The organism is Thauera sp. K11 (assembly GCF_002354895.1).
Taxonomy (GTDB): Bacteria; Pseudomonadota; Gammaproteobacteria; order Burkholderiales; family Rhodocyclaceae; genus Thauera; species Thauera sinica.
Map to the genome: position 1 here is coordinate 2,405,968 of NZ_CP023439.1, position 18,677 is coordinate 2,424,644.

General features: G+C 68.7%; 15 protein-coding genes. 14 read left to right on the forward strand and 1 reads right to left on the reverse strand.

Annotated features, from left to right (window positions below):
- Positions 1-3: 3 nt before the first annotated feature.
- Genes traC through CCZ27_RS10570 form a run of 12 tightly spaced genes read left to right on the forward strand, consistent with a single transcriptional unit; the run spans position 4 to position 13,766 of the window.
- Positions 4-2,571, forward strand: a complete 2,568-nt coding sequence (gene traC / locus CCZ27_RS10515) for a type IV secretion system protein TraC (protein ID WP_096447979.1) — start codon at positions 4-6, stop codon at positions 2,569-2,571.
- A 23-nt stretch (positions 2,572-2,594) separates the two neighbouring features.
- On the forward strand, positions 2,595-2,933 hold the full coding sequence (locus CCZ27_RS10520) for a hypothetical protein (RefSeq protein WP_157748539.1): 339 nt from the start codon (positions 2,595-2,597) through the stop codon (positions 2,931-2,933).
- Positions 2,934-2,950: 17 nt separating this feature from the next.
- Positions 2,951-3,505 (forward strand): S26 family signal peptidase, encoded by a 555-nt coding sequence (locus tag CCZ27_RS10525; RefSeq protein ID WP_096447983.1) that lies wholly within the window; start codon positions 2,951-2,953, stop codon positions 3,503-3,505.
- Positions 3,492-4,157: a type-F conjugative transfer system protein TraW gene (traW, locus tag CCZ27_RS10530; RefSeq protein WP_096447985.1), complete on the forward strand. Its 666-nt coding sequence runs from the start codon at positions 3,492-3,494 to the stop codon at positions 4,155-4,157. The genes CCZ27_RS10525 and traW overlap by 14 nt, the downstream gene beginning before the upstream one ends.
- Positions 4,144-5,187 carry a conjugal transfer pilus assembly protein TraU gene (gene traU, locus CCZ27_RS10535; RefSeq protein ID WP_096447987.1) on the forward strand — a complete coding sequence of 348 codons (1,044 nt, stop codon included), beginning with the start codon at positions 4,144-4,146 and terminating at the stop codon, positions 5,185-5,187. The genes traW and traU overlap by 14 nt, the downstream gene beginning before the upstream one ends.
- A complete protein-coding gene (trbC, locus tag CCZ27_RS10540) occupies positions 5,171-5,869 on the forward strand; it encodes a type-F conjugative transfer system pilin assembly protein TrbC (RefSeq protein ID WP_096447989.1) in 699 nt (232 codons plus the stop codon). The genes traU and trbC overlap by 17 nt, the downstream gene beginning before the upstream one ends.
- Before the next feature lie 2 nt (positions 5,870-5,871).
- Positions 5,872-6,861 carry a hypothetical protein gene (locus CCZ27_RS10545; RefSeq protein ID WP_096447991.1) on the forward strand — a complete coding sequence of 330 codons (990 nt, stop codon included), beginning with the start codon at positions 5,872-5,874 and terminating at the stop codon, positions 6,859-6,861.
- Entirely contained in the window at positions 6,858-8,069 is a 1,212-nt protein-coding gene (locus tag CCZ27_RS10550; RefSeq protein WP_157748540.1) for a conjugal transfer protein TraN, read from the forward strand. Before CCZ27_RS10545 ends, CCZ27_RS10550 begins: the two co-directional genes overlap by 4 nt.
- Positions 8,066-8,464 carry a hypothetical protein gene (locus CCZ27_RS10555; RefSeq protein ID WP_096447995.1) on the forward strand — a complete coding sequence of 133 codons (399 nt, stop codon included), beginning with the start codon at positions 8,066-8,068 and terminating at the stop codon, positions 8,462-8,464. The genes CCZ27_RS10550 and CCZ27_RS10555 overlap by 4 nt, the downstream gene beginning before the upstream one ends.
- Entirely contained in the window at positions 8,465-9,313 is an 849-nt protein-coding gene (gene traF / locus CCZ27_RS10560; RefSeq protein ID WP_096447997.1) for a conjugal transfer protein TraF, read from the forward strand. It abuts the gene before it with no gap.
- Positions 9,314-9,323: 10 nt separating this feature from the next.
- A complete protein-coding gene (locus CCZ27_RS10565; protein WP_096447999.1) occupies positions 9,324-10,796 on the forward strand; it encodes a conjugal transfer protein TraH in 1,473 nt (490 codons plus the stop codon).
- Positions 10,797-10,823: 27 nt separating this feature from the next.
- Positions 10,824-13,766 carry a conjugal transfer protein TraG N-terminal domain-containing protein gene (locus tag CCZ27_RS10570; protein WP_096448001.1) on the forward strand — a complete coding sequence of 981 codons (2,943 nt, stop codon included), beginning with the start codon at positions 10,824-10,826 and terminating at the stop codon, positions 13,764-13,766.
- Position 13,767: 1 nt separating this feature from the next.
- Here the strand turns inward: CCZ27_RS10570 and CCZ27_RS10575 are convergent, their stop codons facing one another.
- Entirely contained in the window at positions 13,768-14,049 is a 282-nt protein-coding gene (locus CCZ27_RS10575; protein ID WP_096448003.1) for a hypothetical protein, read from the reverse strand.
- Positions 14,050-14,176: 127 nt separating this feature from the next.
- On the opposite strand from CCZ27_RS10575, the gene CCZ27_RS10580 reads away from it, so the two are divergent.
- Both CCZ27_RS10580 and pglW read left to right on the forward strand, forming a co-directional pair.
- Positions 14,177-14,398, forward strand: a complete 222-nt coding sequence (locus CCZ27_RS10580) for a helix-turn-helix domain-containing protein (protein WP_096448005.1) — start codon at positions 14,177-14,179, stop codon at positions 14,396-14,398.
- Positions 14,395-18,645, forward strand: coding sequence for a BREX system serine/threonine kinase PglW (gene pglW / locus CCZ27_RS10585; RefSeq protein WP_096448007.1), 4,251 nt, complete (start codon positions 14,395-14,397; stop codon positions 18,643-18,645). The genes CCZ27_RS10580 and pglW overlap by 4 nt, the downstream gene beginning before the upstream one ends.
- Positions 18,646-18,677: the final 32 nt, after the last annotated feature.

Genomic DNA, 18,677 nt, shown 5'->3' on the forward strand with positions numbered 1-18,677 from the left:
GCGATGTGGCGCAGCCTGCTGACCGATCTGGAGTCCGTGCTGAAGGGCGCGAGGCCCGCGGACCTGATCCGCGTGCCCAAGGCCGGCCCCGCGTCGCGCGGCGAGGATGCCGCCGCGTTCTCCGAGTGGCTGCCGTACCGCGCCTGGATCGCGGACCGCCAGGTCTTCGTCAATCTCGATGCGCTGGGCTTCTGCCTGGAAGTGCGACCGCAATCCGGCGCCGACGAGGAGATCGCGCGCGTGCTGACCGCGCTCTACGCGGCCTCTCCGCCCGGCACGGGCATCCAGTTCCACCTATACGCGAGCCCCGCGATTCGCGCGCCGCTGGCGCGCTACGCGAACCTGCGCGTCGCCGATGACGTCGTGCCGGAGCTCGACGCCCTCGGCCGCGCCGGCCGGCACACCAACATCCACCGCACCATGGCCCGGCGTCGTGCCGGGCACTACCTGCAGGGCAGCCGGACGTCGTTGCTGTCGGCGCAGAGCTACCTCTTCCGCGACTACCGGCTGGTGGTCAGCGTGTCGCTTCCCGGCAGCCCGGAGAATCTCTCGCGCCTGGAGGAGTTGCTGCTGCTGCGCGACGGGATCCGGGCCACGCTGCACGCCGCCGGCTTTCCGTCCCGTTCGTGGACGGCGGAGGACCTGATCAACTGGGTCTCAAGGCTGCTCGACCCGCACCGGCAAACCGGCGACGCCATCCCGCTCACCTACGACGATGGGCGCGAGCTGCGCGACCAGGTGATCGACCGCGCCACGCGCCTGCGCATCGACCGCCAGGGCATCGGCCTGGCCAACCCCGCCGCCGAAGTGCAAACCGAGCTTCGCCTGATGTCGGTGCGCGCCTTCCCGCCGCGCTTCGCGCTGTGGAACGCCGGCAGCCTGATCGGCGACCTCTACCAGGGCACGCTGCAGTACCCCTGCCCGTTCCTGCTCACGCTGGGCGTGCACGTGCTCGACGCCGAGGCCACCCGCAACTGGGCCTTCCTCAAGGCCGCCCGCGCCACCACGAACGCCACCAGCTACATGGCGCGCTTCCTGCCCGACCTGCAGGAGCGCAAGGCCGACTGGGACATCGTGCTCAAGGCGATGGACGACGGTCAACAGCTCGTCGATCTCAACCTGCAGCTCGCGCTCTTCGCCGAGCCGCATGCGGTGACCCGTGCCGAACAGGCGGCGCGCGCCATCTTCCGTGCGAGGGGCTTCGAACTCTCCAGCGACACGATGATGATGACGCAGGCCCTCATCGGCTCGCTGCCGATGACGCTCTCGGCGCCGTTCCACGCCGATCTGCAGCGCATGAAGCGCGTCACCACCAAGACGTCGGCGAACGCGGTGCACCTGGCGCCGCTCGTCGCCGAGTGGCAGGGCACGGGCACGCCGGTGCTTCTGTTCGGCGGGCGGCGCGGCCAGATCATGCAGATCGACGTGTACGACAACCCGGCGGGCAACTACAACGTGGCGATCGCCGGCACGTCGGGCTCGGGCAAGTCGCTGCTGTTGAACGAGATCGCCGCCGCGTACCTCGGCACCGGTGCGCGCGTCTGGATCATCGACGTCGGCCGCTCCTACGAGAAGGCGTGCCGCAACTTCGGCGGCAGCTTCATCGAGTTCACCGAGGACGCCGCACTCTCGCTCAACCCGTTCCCCCTGGTCGAGGACATCGACGAGGACATGGAGCTCCTGCAGCCCCTGCTCGCGCAAATGGTGTCCCCGCGCGAGTCGCTCGACGGCTTTCAGTACTCGACGCTGGGTGCGGCGATCAAGAAGGTCTGGAAGGTCAAGGGCCGCGCCATGACCGTCACCGACATTCACGACCTGCTCGCGACCGGGCGCCTCGACGACGATGGCGCTTCCTCCGCCGGCGAAGGCGACCGCCGGCTGAAGGACCTCGCCGCGATGCTGCATCCCTACACGCGCGACGGCGCCTACGGGAAGTACTTCGATTCCGAGGCCAGCATCGACTTCGGCGCCGACCTCATCGTGCTGGAGCTCGAGGAGCTCAAGTCCAAGAAGGATCTGCAGACCGTGGTGCTGCTGATCGTCATGTACCGCATCACGCGCGAGATGTACTTCTCTCGCGACCGCAAGAAGATCGTGATCATCGACGAGGCCTGGGATCTGCTCTCGGGCGGCGCCACCGCCGAGTTCATCGAAGCCGGCTACCGCCGCGCGCGCAAGTACAAGGGCGCCTTCATGTCGGCCACCCAGGGCGTGGACGACTACTACCGCAACCCGGCGGCAAAGGCGGCGCTGGACAACTCCGACTGGATGTTCCTGCTGCGCCAGAAGCCCGAGTCGATCGAGATGATGGACAAGCTCGGTCAACTCACGATGGACGATGCGATGAAGCGGCTGCTGCTGTCGCTGCGCACCGAGCACGGGGCCTACTCCGAGGTCTTCATCCACTCGCCTGCCGGCAACGGCATCGGCCGGCTGATCGTCGATCCGTACAGCCTGCTGCTCTTCAGCAGCCGGGCCGAGGACTTCAACGCCATCAACGCCAAGCGCGCGGCGGGCCTGGACGTCTCCGCCGCCATCGACGCGGTCTTGCGCGAACGGGGGCTCGCGTGAACGCACGGGCCGCCGCGCTGCTTGTGGGCGTCAACGCTCTGGTGAGCGCCGCGCTGATCGCATTCGTTCACCTGTGGCTCGTGCCCGAGCGCCTGCCGGCGCTGGCCGTGCTCGACGTAGCGGAGCTCTATCGCCTGAAGGAGTTGCAGGTGGCCGCGGTGCTGGTCAAGCGCGACGCCAGCGACGAAGAGCGCGCCGGCGCACTGCGTCGCGCCGCGGGCTTCGGCACGGAGGTGAGCACGCTGCTCCAGGCGCTGCCGAGCGAGTGCCGCTGCATCGTGCTGGCGCGTGGCGCCGTGATGGGCTCCGAACCCCTGCTGCGAGACCTGACGCCGGACGTGCGGCGCCGGCTCGGCCTGTAACCGCACCGGGAGGCCGCATGCGCACCCTATTCGTGCATCGAGGTTGGCGCGGCCGTTTCGCATCGAGCGGACGATTCCGGCTGCGCACGTTCGCCGAGCGCTCGGTCGAACACCTGAAGCACTGGGCCGTCGTCTACGTCGCGGTCGCCGCTATCGCGTTCTGGTTTCACGCCCACTATGGCTTCGGGCTGAACGCCTCGCCCAGCCTGCCGCACCGGCTCTTCCTCATCCACAAGGGCGAGATGCCGAGCCGAGGCGACTTCGTCGCCTTCCGCTGGGCCGGCGGCGGACCGTACCCGGCGGGCGTCACCTTCATCAAGGTGCTCGCCGGCATGCCCGGCGACGAGGTCACGCGCGATTCGCAGGGCTTCCACCTCAACGGCATTCCGGTGGGCGTGCCCAAACCGGTGAGTCGAAGAGGTCAGCCGCTCGAACCCGGTCCCACCGGCCGCATTCCGGAGGGCCGCTACTACGTTCAAGCTGGACACCCGGACAGCCTCGACTCCCGCTACCAGTTGACCGGCTGGATCCACGCGTCCCAGATCATCGGGCGGGCCGATGCGCTCTTCTGACCGCGCGATCGCAAGCGGCACGGCCTGCGGGAGGCCGCTGCGCCTCGCAGCGGTGGTCTTCGCCGTCATGTTCACGACGGTGCCCGCCCACGCCCAGGATCTCGGCGTGATCGGCCCGGTCTACCCGATCGCCGAGCCGAACCTGCTGGAGGCGATCCTCGGAAAACTTCGCGCGGCCGGCGAAGACGGCACGCTCGCCCGACTGCAACGCGAGTCGCTGGAAAGGGTCAGGCGAGGCGTCGAAGACCCGGCGCCGGTGGCGGGGCTCTCGCGCACCCGTCAACCGCGGCACTTCCACCACGACCCGAGCATCGTCGTGCAGGAGGCCATCCGCGACGCCGACGGCCGGGTCATCGTGCTGCCCGGCACGGTGGTCAATCCGCTCGACACCGTGACCTTGAGCCAGGCGCTGCTCTTCATCGACGCGCGCGATCGCGAGCAGGTCGCGCGTGCACGCAAGCTCATCGACGAGCGCCAGGGCAAGGTGAAGGTGATCCTCACCGGCGGGTCCTACCTGGACCTGATGCGCCGCTGGCAACGGCCGGTGTTCTACGACCAGCAGGGCAACCTCACGACGAAGCTCGGCATCCGCCAGGTGCCCGCGCTCGTCACCCAGGACGGCAGAAGGCTGCGCATCGATGAGCTCCTGTAGCCCCGTCCACCGGCAGCTAGGTCGCCCACGCGCGGCGCTGTGGCTCGCGCTCGCCCTGTGGCTGCTCGCGCTGCTGCCCGGACCCGCCGCGGCCGGCCCCACCTGCCACGGCCGCTTCATGAACCCGATCACCGACATCTGCTGGAGCTGCCTGTTCCCGCTGACCATCGGCTCGGCATCGATCCTCTCCGACGGTCAGCCCGACATCGGCAATCCGTCGTCGCCCGTCTGCTACTGCAGCAACCCGCCCCGCATCGGAGTGTCGATCGGATTCTGGGAGCCGGTGCGCATGGTGGACGTCACGCGTACGCCCTTCTGCATGGTCGGCCTGGGCGGCATTTCGCTCGACCCCGGACTCGACGTGCCGCGCGGCGCCCACGTCGGACACGACAGCCAGACCCGCAACAGCTTCTATCACGCGCACTGGTACGCCAACCCGATCCTCACCTGGCTCGAGGTGCTGCTCGACTTCCCCTGCCTGGAGAAGGGCTCGCTCGACCTGGCCTATCTCACCGAGGTCGATCCGCTGTGGGCCGACGACGAGCTCACCGCCATCCTGAACCCGGAAGCGGTGCTGTTCGCCAACGCACCCGCGAAAGCCGCGTGCGCCGCCGACTGCGTGGCCGCAACCGCCGGCATGCCGATCGCAAGCCTGTTCTGGTGCGCCGGCTGCCAGGGCTCGATCTACCCGATGGGTGGCCATGTCGCCACCCACATCGGCGGCGTGCAGGCCTCGACGCTGATCACCCAGCGCATGACCGCGAAGATGCACCGGCAGCTGGTGACCTTCACCGGCGCCGGGTCGGCGGGGCTCTGCGGCTACTACCCGCTGCCGATCATGGACAAGACCCACTACAAGCTGCAGATGGTCTACCCGGTGCCGGCCACCGCGAAGGAAGCCGGGCAGTGCTGCCAGCCCTACGGCCGCACGACGATGATCTGGGGCGCGGGCAAGTCCTACCCGGTCTCGGGCGAGGACTTCGCGTACCAGATCTTCCGCAAGAGGAACTGCTGTGCCGGCGCGTACTGAGATCCGCGCCGTCGCCGCGTGCGTCTGCGCGCTCGGCTTGCTCGCCGCAGGTATCGCGCTCGCCCAGGCGCCGCGCTGGCCTGATGCCAGCGACATCGGGCGGGCACAGAAGGCCCACCCCTTCCCGCAAGCCGATCGTCTCGGTGCGCAACCGGTGCCCGCGCCGCCGCGCGTGAACCTGCCTCCCGCTGCGGCACCCACCGACATCGAAGCGCTTGCCAGGTCTGGCGCGCGCCTTGGCAGCCCATCCACGCAGACCACGGTTACGAGCCCGCTTCGCATCTTCATCACCCTGGAGATGCCACGCGCGAGCCTGCAGCTGCTGACCGATCAGGCCGCGCGCAGCGGCGCGGTCCTCGTGCTGCGGGGCCTGAAGGCGAACTCGATGCGCGAGACCCTCGCAGCCGTCTCCAGCCTGATCGGCGAGCGTCAGGTGGCGTGGGTGATCGACCCCGAAGCCTTCGCACGCCATCGCATCGAACGCGCGCCGACCTTCGTTCTGAGTCTCGACGATCGCGCCGACACGGCGACGAGCTGCGGCACGGACTGCCGCACGCCGCCGGCCTTCGTCAGCGTGTCGGGAGACGTGAGCCTCGACCACGCGCTGGACACGCTGGCCAGGCAGCGCCCCGAAGCTCGACCGCTGGTGGCGCCGCTGCTCGCGCGGCTGAAAGGCTCCTGAGCATGCGGCCCGCAAGTCGACTCACCGGCCAGCTCGTCGCGTTCGCGGCCACGCTGTTCGCAGCGCTGCCGTCCCTCTACGCGCAGTCGCCGCCAACGCAGGGTGAGGCCTTCGAGCAGGGCAAGGCACTCGGCCGGACTGGCAATGCCGCGGCCCGCGGCACCATCAGCGGCAGCACGGCGCAGTCCACCGTTCCGAGCTACACCACCAATCCCCCGGAGGCGAGCTACTTCGGCAGCCCGGGGCTCGGCACCCAGGCCGCGGCACGAGCCGGTGCCTGCGCGAGCGGCCCCGCCGCCGATCCGTCCTGCACCGCCGTGCAGTTCTCGCAGACCAATCCGAGCCAACGGCCAAGCTTCAGCATCGCGCCGACCGATCCCCTGCTCACCCGCGGTCGCGCGATCACCGCCGACCCGCAGGCCATCGCCGGAAACATCGCCGGCACCTACAGCGGCTGCGCCGTCCAGACCGTCACCACGCCCGACCGTTTCGAGACGGCGATCTGCCACCAGTACCGCACGCTGGAGACCCTCACCTGCGACAAGGTGCTGATCGTCACGCCGATCCAGACGCCAGGCTGCTCCGCGGGCCAGTTCCTCACCCGCGTCACCGCCGACCCCTGCCCCGCCTGCATCGACTACCTGGCCTTCGACTTCAGCTGCGGGACCAACAGCTACACGATGCACGTCTTCACCATCGACAAGGGCAGTGGCCAAGTCTACATGGACCTCGGTTCGCAAGACGTCCCCGGCAGCCTGAACACGCAGATCCCGCAGACGCCGGGCCCGTCGCGGATCGACGGCTTCTTCTGCTACCAGACCTACTACAGCCAGAGCTGCGCCGGCCCCAACTGCACCATCGGCGCGTGGTTCTACAACCCCTGCCAGGGCACGAGCTACTACGGCGCCAACACCTTTGCGATGCCGACCACGGTCAGCTTCAGCGACACCTGGGACAACCAGTGCGCGACGCTGGAGGCGCGCTCGCAATGAGAGCCGCCCGGCGCTTCGAATGGATCGCCGGCGGCGCGCTGGCGCTCTGCCTGTTCGCGTCCGCACCCGCGATAGCCGCCGACTGCTACCAGACCGCGGAGACCTGTGTCGAAGGCCCCGAGACCCGCACCATCGGCGGCTACCCGGTGCAACGGGACTGCTGGCGCTACCGCGCGTCCTACACCTGTGTCTCGCAGAACAGCACGGACGACTGCCAGCCCTTGCGCGACCGTGGCTGCAGCCAGGTCGACTCGCGCTGCATGGACACGAACCCCCAGGGCGCCTGCATGCTCTACGAGCAGACCTGGCAGTGCCGCGTCGCCACGGGCACCACCTCGACGGTGACCAACTGCGGCGGGCAGCAGTTCTGCCTGGACGGGCGCTGCTTCGACACCGGGTACGCGCCGGACGCGGACTTCGCGCGTGCCGTTGCCGGACTGGAAGCGCAGCGCGAAGCCGGTCGCTACCTGGACCCGAACACGCTGGAAGTGTTCAAGGGCTACGACAACCGCTGCCGCAAGAAGCTCTTCGGTCTGGTGAACTGCTGCAAGGGCGGCGGCACCGACGGTTCGCTCTTCTCCACCTTCAGCCTGATCACCGGCGCCGGCGGCCAGGCCATCGGCGCCATCGGTTCGAGCTACACCTACGACGCCCTCTTCACGGCCGATGCGCCCGACCTCGTGATCGCCGGCTTCGAGGCGCTGTTCGGTGCCGGCGGCGGCTCCTCCGCTCTCGCCGGGCTGATCGCCGGCGACCTGTCGGTGGGCTCCTTCGTGACCTCGCTGGTGCCGGGCCCGTGGACGATCGCGATGCTCGCGATCCAGCTCTCGGGACTGCTGTCCTGCGAGGATGCCGAGCAGGTCCTCGCGATGAAGCGCGACAACCGCCTGTGCCACGGCGTCGGCAGCTACTGCTCGGCACGACTGCCGATCATCCGCACCTGCATCGAGACCACCGAGACCTACTGCTGCTTCAACTCGCGCCTGTCGCGCATCATCAACGAACAGGGTCGCGCGCAACTCGGCCGCGGCTGGGGCGGCGCCCAGGGCCCCGACTGCAGCGGCTTCGCACTCGCGCAGCTCCAGGCGCTGGACTTCTCGCGCATGGACCTCAGCGAGTTCTACGCGGAGATCGCGCCCACGCTGCCCAACCTCGGCGACCTGCAGCAGCGTGCCCAGCAGAAGGTCAACAGCTACTTCGGCCCATGACCTTCATCACTGCGATCCCGACCATCCCGTCGCGTCTACCCGCGCTCGCAGCGGTCCTGTTCGGCGCGCTGCTCGCCGTGCCGAGCCAGGCACAGACGACACAGCGCATTCCTGTCTCGGAGATCAAGCCGCTGCTGGCGCTCGCCGCCGAGCGCGGCGCCGCGCATGGGGTGCTCATAGGCCCCAGCGCCGAGTACATGCGTCGCCGCTTCGATGCCACCGCGCCCATCGAGATCGACGTGGCGACCTTGCACGCCCTGCCCCAGCCCGGCTGCGCGAGGCTCGAAGTCACCACGCGCCAGCGCGACGTGCTGGAGCAAGGCAAGCGCTCCGATCAGGAACTGCGCTGGCAGGTGAGCTTCTGCCGGGACGGCAGTTTTCCGGAGAAGCGGTAGATGCGTGCGAAGCCTCCGACGACCTGCAGGACCGCGCGAATCGCCGCCGCGCTGCTGGTCATGGCCACGGCGCTTCCCTCCCCCACGTCGTGGGCGCAAGGCGCGAACGATGCCACGAAGGCGGTCGCCGCCGACCCACAAGACGCCGCGTACTGGCTGCGCAACCGCGAAGGCTGGTTCTGGTACCGCGACCCGCCCGCCGCAGTCCGGCGGCCGGCACCGCCGGCACCGAAGCCGCCGCGCGAGCTGGCCGACTTCGAAGCGATGCAGAGGCGGCTGGAGGACCTGAAGCGCGTTGCCGTCATGAACCCCACCGACGCCAACCTGACGGCCTACATGCGCTACCAGCGCATGGTCATGAACAAGTCCGAGCACTTCGCCGAGCGCTGGCAGCGCCTGGTGTGGACCGTGCCTGATCTCGACTACGGCCTGAGCGGACGGCCCACCAACGGAATGGCGATCAACGTCTTCGATGAGCAGCAGCGCGAGCGGCAGGCGCAGACCATCAAGAGCCTGGCCGCCACGCACGGGCTCATCTTCGTGTTCCGCGGCGACTGTCCGCATTGCCACCGCTTTGCGCCGATCCTGAAGCGCTTCGAGGAGGAGTTCGGGTTCACCGTGCTCGCGATCAGCATGGACGGCCGCGCCATCCCCGAGTACCCGACCGCCCGGCCCGACAACGGCATGGCCGCGCGCCTGAATGCGACGGCGGTGCCGGCGCTCTACCTCACCGCGCCCGCCACCCGCGAGATCCGCCCGGTGGGCTTCGGCGTGATGTCGATGACCGACCTGGTCGAGCGCATCGCCGCACTCGCGCAAGACGCTCCCGCCGGCGCCCGCCAGCCCTGAGGACCCGACCATGGCACGCCAACCGAACGATCGCCCGGCCCGACCCCTCGGCAGACGCCTGATCGCCAGCCTGCTCGCCGTGACGTTGGCCACCACACCGCTGGTGAGTCACCCCGCCGACCTGAACGCCGAGATGCAGGCGATGTTCAACGACCTGGGCGCGCTGGGCAACGTCACCACGCCGGGCGCATTCCGCGGCCAGGCGATGAACCTCTACACCGGCGGCAGCCTGATGATGCGCGCCCCGGGCCGCAACTATCCGCTGGCCACCGTGCAACTGCCCAGCCTGCGGGCCGGCTGCGGCGGTATCGACATCTACGGCGGTGCGTTCTCCTTCATCAACAAGCAGCAGTTCATCGCCCTGCTGCAGAACATTGGTGCCAACGCCGTCGGCTACGCCTTCAAGCTCGCGCTGCAGTCGATCTCGCCCGACATCGACAAGCTGCTGACCGAGCTGCAGGACCAGATCAACAAGATCAACGCGATGAACATCAACTCCTGCGAAGCCGCGCAGGCGCTGGTGAACGGCGTGGTGGGCGAGTACGACAACTCGGTGATGAGCGGCTGCGCCAACATCTCCCAGTACCTCGGCAGCGTTTCCGACCGGGCTGAGGCCCGGCTCACCTGCGCCAGCAACGCGCCCGCTGTCGTGAAGACCGCCGCCAACAGCGCCGACCCAAACGTGCGCAATGCCACCTTCGTCAAGGGCAATGTCACCTGGCTCGCGCTCAACCAGGTGGGCGGCAGCATCAGCCAGCAGGAGAAGGAGCTGATCATGAGCGTGATCGGCACCGTGATCCTGTACCCGCCCGCCGACGACGGCAGCGGCGCGACGCCGCGCTACGCCGAGCCCACCATCGTGGGCCTGCGCGACCTGCTGCTCGGCCGCGGCGTCTCGGCCACGGAGGGAAACGTCGACATCGAGGTGTACGTCTGCGACGAGCCCGCGGAGTGCCTGAACCCGACGCGCGCCACCGTCTCGGCCAAGCCCTTCACACGCCTGGTGTCGGAGCGGCTGCGCCGCATGTCGGACAACATCGCCACGCGCAGCCCGCAGGCGCCGGCCGACATCGGCTTCGTCAACAACACCACCGAGCCGGTCTACAAGATGCTGTCTGTGGCCAACGCCGTGCCGGGATCGAGCACCGCCGAGACGCTGATCGAGACCTACAAGGACGTGATCGCGCTCGACTACGCGGAGACTTTCCTCAATCGCGCCATCCGTCAGGCCATGCGTGCCCTGTCGCAGGCGCTCAAGCGCACCGGCGTCGAGCAGCAGTACATCGACGCGATCCGAGCAAACGCCCAGGAGGCCCAGCGCCAGCTCCTGGCCGAGAAGCAGGCCGCCTATGCCAAGGTGCGCTCGGTCTCCTCGATGACCCAGGATCTGCAGACGCTGGAGCGCCAGCTCTGGAGCTCGATGCCCTCGTCGGTGAAGTCGATGCTCGACTTCAGCGCCAGCAGCGGCGCCCGCGGCTCCTGAGTCCGGGCACGAGCCGCTCGCGCCCGCATGTTCGAGATCTACGCCTACGGCAACGTCGACACCCTGACGGGCGTCTTCAACGCGATCGCCGCCATCATGGGCGGGGCCGACTACTTCGGCCTCATCAAGGCGATCGCCATCACCGGCGTGCTGGTGGCAGCCTTCGCCGGACTCTTCACGCCGGGCAAGTTCCACGGCTGGGGCTGGCTGATGGGCTTCCTGCTCGTCTACTACGCGCTCTTCCTGCCCAAGTCGACCGTGGTGATCGTCGACAAGCTCGGCAGCCAGCCGCCGGTGGCCGTGGGCAACGTGCCAATCGGCGTCGCCTTCTTCGGGCACGCCACCAGCAAGGTCGGCGACGTGATGACGCGGTTCTTCGAGACCGCCTTCCAGGTCATCCCGGCCACCAATGCGCAGCTACCGGGCGAGCTCGCGTACCAGAAGAACGGCGTGATGTTCGGCAACCGCCTGATCCAGGCCTCCCGCGCAGCGAACGTTGCCGACCCGCAGTTGCGCACCGACCTCATCGCGTTCGTTCACAACTGCACCGTCTACGACCTGCAGGACGGCACGATCGACCCGGCCGCCTTCGCGCGCAGCACCGACATTTGGTCGCTGATGGGCACGCCCAACCCGGCGCGCTTCACCACCTACGGCAACCCGGTGCAGGTCGACACCTGTCCGAACGCCTACACCTACCTCGCCGCCCGCCTGCCGGCCGAAGTGGCGCACGCAAGATCGATCCTCGCCTTCCAGCTGAACCCCACGCTGGAGCCGGCCGCCGCCCTCACGGCCATCGACGCGCAGATCGAGCAGGCCTACTACAAGACGAAGATCGCCACCGCGGCCCAGGGCGCCGCGGACCTGCTGCGCCAGAACATCATGATCAACCTGGTGCAGGACAGCCGCAGCCTCGCCGGCCAGAAGCTCAACGACCCGGCCGCGCTGATGATCGCCACCGCGCGCGCCAACGCCACCGCGTCGGTGAACTCCGCGTTCCTCACCATGGGCAAGATCGCTGAACAGGCGCTGCCGCTGGTCAGGAACGTGATCGAAGCCGTCATCTACGCGGTGTTCCCGTTCGTGTTCCTGTTGTTCCTGCTGGCACAGGGCCGCGGCCTCGCGATGGCCATCAAGAGCTTTGCGATGAGCCTGGTGTGGATCCAGCTCTGGCCTCCGCTCTACGCGATCCTCAACTACGTGGCCACGCTGGCCAGCGCGCGCAACCTCGAAGCCGCGGCGAAGATGGGAACGGCCGCCCAGGGCTTGGCGCTCGAAACCGCCGCCAGCATCTACAGCGGCGCGGTCTCCGACCAGGCCATCGCCGGCTACATGGTGATCTCGATCCCCATCATCGCCACCGCCATCATCAAGGGCGGCGAAGTCGCGTTCCAGGCGGTGACCGGCGTCGGCGCTGTCCAGTCGGCGGCATCCAGCGAAGCCGCAGCCACTTCGAAGGGCAGCATCACCCAGAACGCGGTCTCGATGGATCAGCAACAGCTGGCTCCCACACGATCGTCCGCCTTCATGTCGACCACCAGCGATGCCTACGGCACCACTATCCAGGGCAGCGGCCCGGATGCCGGCGTGTTCCGCTACCAGGCCAGTCTGAGCCGGCTGGCCAGCACGTTCACCTTTAGCGAACGGCAGGCGAACGCCTTGGGCGAGAGCGCGCGCGAAGCCGAGACGCTGGCGCGCACCGAGCGCGAGGCCATGCAGCGCAGCCAGGCCACGGCGCTGAGCCGAGCACTCGGCATCCAGGAAAGTTACGAGCGCTCGCAGCAGAGATCGGGCGCCACGAGCACGTCCGACGGCGGCTCGACCAGCACGCAGTTCCAGACTCTCAACTCGGTGGCCCGCGACGTGAATCGCCGGCTGGGCCTGAGCGACGACTCCACCGTCGGCAAGACCGTCACGGCCGCGGCTTCGATCGGCGCGAAGATTCCCTTGACGGAAATTGGTGCCGACGCCAGGGCCGAAGGCCGAGCTGTCGATCAGCAGATGCTTCAGAGCGCCTACGACTTCGCACGCAGAGCGGTCGAGAACGCGCAGCTCACGGAGGCGAGCGCGCTGATCAAGGACTTCCGCGCCTCGGAGGCCTATCAATGGGCCCGCGGGAATCGCACGACGTCCACCGCCGACTACGACTCGTCCTTCCGTGAAGCCAGCGAGCGGCAGACTTCCAGCGATAGCGCCTATGGTCGTGCGCGCGAACTTGCCCGCACCGCGCAGTTCATGCGCGAATGGAGCAGCGGCACGCAGACCGACTTCACCAACTACGCGGCGCGGCGTCTCGCCGAGCGCGGGTTGTTGCGCGAGGAAGACCCGATCAAGTTGCAGCGCGCGGTAACCGAGATCGCCTACTCCTACGCCCGCGGCGGAAGCTCGGCAACGGGCTACGTGCCCAGCGACAGTCCGCTCGGTCCGTCGCGGCCGCTACCGGAAGCCATGGGCTGGCCCGATTCAACGCTCAGGGAGCAGTACGACGACAGTGCGCGCACGGCGGACGGCAGCACGCTCCGCCAACAGAGCGCGACCAACGAAGCCGAGATCCGCGCGCGCCAGACTCGACAGCGTGCCGTTCCCGGCCAACCCGTGGCCAATGACGTGTCCGGCCGCGCCAGCGTCGGCGAGGCCGAAGCAAGAAACAGGATCGTCAAGGGTCGCACCCAGCTCGCGCAGGACGCCGGAACACTCAGCGAGGACTACAAGGCCTCGGTGCGAGCGGGCAAGATCAGCCGCAACCACGGCGGGAACCGAGCGGTCTGGGATACGGTCGGCGCCAACGCGAGTCAGCCCAACCTCGGCACACCGCCCAAGGTCGAGCCGATCGGCGAATGGCACTTCGGCAAAGATGGCGTGCCCGTGATGGGCCCGCCGCCGAACCCCGAGACCCCAGCGAAGCCGGCCACGGCAGAAACCGACGGTCGCCCACGAACCGACCAGGGCGGCAAGCCCGGCAAGCGCTGAGCTAATCGCCGGTTCGATCCCTGAACGCGCCGACCTCGAGGCTCCCGAGGCCGTTGCGCGTCATGTAGCCCGGCGCGTCATTCCTCAATCGACCCGCCGAATCGCGGGCGGCCGATCGCGCCGGCCCCAGTTCGTCGTCGCCTTCCTGACCCGCGCCCGATTCAACGGGCGCGCGCGCGTCGTCTGCGGGCAGCCCGACGGCAAAGGCTGCGCTGATCTGCGTGCGCAGGCTGCCGAAGAAGTCGGACCACCGGTTTCGGAGCGATCGGCTGTCAGCGGACATGGACGAAAGGTAATCGATCGCGGAGCGATCGGCCAGGTTCGTGCGGCCAGAGCTCCGGCGAAAACGATTACGGGTTATGCGTTGCAGAGTATTCTGCTATTCTACGCAGCACCCCGGACGGTTGAAAATGATCCGCTGCCACCTCTCCACACTCATGGGCCGAGACAAGCTTCGCATCGCGGACGTTTCGCGGCGTACGGGGCTGAATCGCAGCACGATCACCGCGCTCTACAAGGAGACGACCACGCGGGTCGATCTCCCGGCCATCGAGCAGCTCTGCCGGCTGTTCAACTGCCAGGTCGGCGACCTGTTCGAGTACGTTCAGGACGGTCGCGAGGTGAATCCGTGACGCTCGGCGCCGCCCGCTGGCACGTCATCGCCGAGTCCAACTTCGCGTGGGAGCGCGAGGCGCTCGACTGGCTTCGAAGCCAACTGCCCGACCGCGACCCCTGGCACGTCTGGACCAACTTCGAGTTCATCGACGACGAAGGCAAGGTCAGCGAAGTCGATGCCCTGGTGCTCTCGCCGGCGGGTCTGTTCCTCGTCGAGATCAAGAGCCGCCCGGGCGTGCTGACCGGCGACGTGCACAGCTGGACCTGGACCACCGATGGCCGATCGACCACGGTCGACAACCCGGTCATCCTCGCGAACCGGAAAGCCAAGCGCCTGGCCAGCCTGCTCAAGCGGCAGCCGGCCATCACCAAGGCCAAGATCCGCCTGCCCTTCGTCGAGCCAGCGATCTTTCTCTCGTCCACCAGCCTGTCCTGTCGGCTCGAAGGGCTGGCCAAGTCGGCCACCTTCCAGCGTGGCCGACCCGGTGCCCTGGACGACCCGGGGATCGTCGGGGCGCTGGCCAACGGCGTCACCAACCGATCGGTGACCACCGTCGATTCGCAGCAGGCGCGCGCCATCGCTCGCGGCCTCACTGAGGCCGGCATCCGCCCCTCCAACAAGCACCGCCAGGTGGGCGACTACCGACTGGGCAAGCTGCTGTCCGAGGGTGAAGGGTTCCAGGACTGGGAAGCCCAGCACGTCAGCATCGACACGGTTCATCGCCGCGTCCGCATCTACACGGTCGCTTCCGCCTCCACCCCCGAGGCCCGTGCCACACGCGTGCGCCAGGCCCGACGCGAGTTCGAGATCCTCGAAGGCATCGATCACCCCGGCATCCTGAAGGTCAAGGACTACAAGGAGACAGAACTCGGCCCGGCGCTGATCTTCGATCACGACCCCAAGGCCATGCGCCTGGATCACCTGCTGCGCGACCACGGCAAGGATCTCTCGGTCACGCAACGCCTGCAGCTCGTGCGCGACATCGCCGAGACGCTGAAGTACGCCCACTCGAAGCGCTTGTACCACCGCGCCCTGGGGCCGCAGAGCATCCTCGTTCATGGCATCGGCAGCGGTGCGTTGCACCTGCGGCTGATGAACTGGCAGACCGCGTCGCGCAACGTCGGTGAGTCCGCGTCGCCGTACACCGTTCACCGCACGACCGGCACCCAGCACGTCGAGGACTATGTCGAAGACCCCGGGATGATCTACCTCGCCCCGGAGACGACCCGCGCCGACCCTGCCCATGGCCCGAGCCTGGATGTGTTCTCGCTCGGCTGCATTGCCTACCAACTCTTCAGCGGCCAGCCACCCGCCGAATCGGTGCTCGACCTGGCAGAGAAGCTGCGCGTTGGCCAGGGGCTGCGCCTGTCGGACGTGATGGACGGCTGCGGCGCCCGGCAGCAGGAACTGATCCAGTTCGCCACCTGCCCCGACGTGCTCGCCCGCTACGACACGGTTCAGGACTTCCTCGATGACCTGGATCGCGTCGAGGACGAGCTCACCACCCCCGACCCGGAAGCCACTGTCGACCCCAGCGTCGCCAGCGCGGGCGATCGCCTGGACGGCGGCTTCACTGTCATCAAGCGCATGGGGCGCGGCTCCTCCAGCGACGCGCTGCTGGTGCGCAAGGACGGCAGCGACGAAGAGCACGTTCTCAAGGTCGCCTGCGACGTCGCGCACAACGACCGTCTGGCCGCAGAAGGCGAGGTCCTTGCGCGGCTGCATCACCAGAACATCGTCGCCCACCGCGAGACGCTTACGGTCGCCGGCCGCACGGCGCTGTTGCTCAAGAGCGCCGGTAGCCGCACGATGGCCGAGAAGCTCAAGGAAGAGGGGCGCCTGTCGCTCGACATGCTCCAGCGCTTCGGCGAGGAGCTGATCGAAGCGGTGAACCACCTCGAAGCCGAAGGTGTGGCCCATCGCGACATCAAGCCCGAGAACATCGGCATCGCCGAGAACCGCACCGGCAAGCTGCAGCTCGTGCTGTTCGACTTCTCGCTGTGCCGCACGCCGGCCGACAACATCACGGCCGGCACGCACCCTTACCTCGACCCGTTCCTGTCACTGCGCCGCCCGCCGCGCTGGGACCTGTACGCCGAGCGCTTCGCGCTGGCCGTCACGCTCTACGAGATGGCGGTCGGCCAGCCGCCGGTCTGGGGCGACGGCCAGACCTCGCCGGCCATGCTCGACGTCGAGGCCACCATCGAGAGCGACGTCTTCGACCCGGTCACGCGCGAAGGCTTCACCGCGTTCTTCTCGAAGGCCCTGAAGCGCGACTACCGCGAGCGCTTCGACAACGCCGAAGACATGCTGCGCGCCTGGCGCGCGATCTTTGCCGCTCGCCAGACGGTTCATCCGGGCGAGACTGGCGCAGCGGAGGGCCTGGCGGCCATCGCCATGACGGCCACGCCGCTCACCACGATGGCCGAGCTGGGCTACAGCCTGGAAGCGCAGGACATCCTGGAGCGCATGGGCATCCACAACGCCCGCGAGTTGCTGGCCGTCGATCGCATCCGATTCCGCTACCTGCGCGGCGTGGGCGACAAGATCCGCAAGGAGATTCGTCTCACCGCCAAGGAACTGGCCCGCCTGCGTCCCGACCTCACACAGGGCCGCAGCACTGCGCACGACGCGGACGAGGAAGTCGGCGGCGCCGTCAGCGTCAACGAACTGGCCGCTCAGTTGCTGCCGCGCCGCCCCGCCGGCGATGACCGCCCGGAGGAAGCCGCCCTCGCCCACTACCTCGGGCTGGACGACAGCGTGCAGGCCGGCACCTGGCCCAACCTTGGCGAGTCGGCACAGGCCAATCAGGTCGACCGGGGCACGCTGACCGCCGCGCTCATCAAGGCCCGCGAACGCTGGCTCAAGAACCCCGCCTTCACCGAGCTGCGCCAGCAGCTCGACACCCTGCTGCGCAGCCAGGGCCAGGTGATGAGCGCGCACGAGAGCGCCATGGCCCTGCTCGCACTGCGCGGCTGCGCGGCACAGGACGACGCGGAGCGGCTGCGCCAGGCCACCGCCGTGCTGCGGGCCGCGGTCGAAGCGGAGTCGCACCTCGACCAGCCGCGATTCGAGGCGTTCGACCATCAACCCTGTGCGTTGATTGCCAGCGCCTCGGCCTGGGCGGACTACGCCCGGCAGCTCGGCGCCGCAGCAGACGCGTGCGCCCTCGCAGACCCCTTGCTCCCGCCACCCCGCGTGCTCGAAACGCTGGAAGGCGTTCCCCTGCCCCCTGCGCTGGCCGCTGAAGGCGCCCCCACGGCAGCGCTGACCCCCACCCGGCTGCTGCGTCTGGCCGCCTCGGCGTCGCGAAAGGCGGCCTTGTCGAGCCGCCAGGAGATCTACCCCCGCGGCATGGCGCCGTTGCAGGCCCTGCGCCAGTCGTTGGGTGCGCTGATCGGCGCGCCGCAATTGCGCCTGCGCGAGATCCAGGACCGCGTGCGCGGTCGCTACCCCGAGGCCGCAGCGTTGCCGGGCCGCCCGGACCTGGACCGCCTGCTCGAAGAGGCCGGCGCGCCGCTGACTTGGGACCCGTCTGCCGCGGAAGGCGCCGGCGCGTACCGGCTCTCCACCTTGGGCAGCGCGCAGACGGCCGGCACCACCACGGTGTTTTCTCGTCACACCACCGAGCTCACCCTGCGGGCCGCCGGCGACGGCGCCGGTGCCGAGCTGGCCGACGCCACCGCCGTCGAAGAGCGACTCACCCGAAGCCTTCAACAAGGTGGCCTTCTGGTGCTGACCGTTCACCCGCGCATCGCGCGCCGGGCAGAAGCTGAACTGCTGCACCGCTTCGGGCAGCCTGGCACCAAGCCCGCTCCACTGCAGCGCGTGAACTTCGACGCGCTGCTGCTGGGCGCATTGCGTGAGCAGGCAACGGCCGCCCGTGTCGACTGGAATATCGTCCTCGAGGCCGACGCCGCGGACCGAGGCAGCCGCCACTGGATCAACCTGCAGCGGCTCGTGCAAAGAGCGCTGCCCACGCTTCGCGCCACGCTGCTGCAAGGCACGGCGCCGATCCTGCTGGTCAGTGCCGGCCTGCTCGCCCGCTACGACCTGATGACGCTGATCACCGAGGTCGAGGAGCACGCCGGTCGTCCAGGCCACACGCCCAGTGTGTGGTTGCTGCTGCCCACGACGCACCAGGGCCTGCCGGTCATCGATGGCGTCGCGGTGCCGATCGTGAACAACATCCAGAACACCCGCACGTTGGCGCTGGCACAGGCCTGGGTGGAGAACAAGCACCGGGCGAGCGTCGCCCCGTAGACCCACACCGCCGCCATGCCGAACGCCACAAC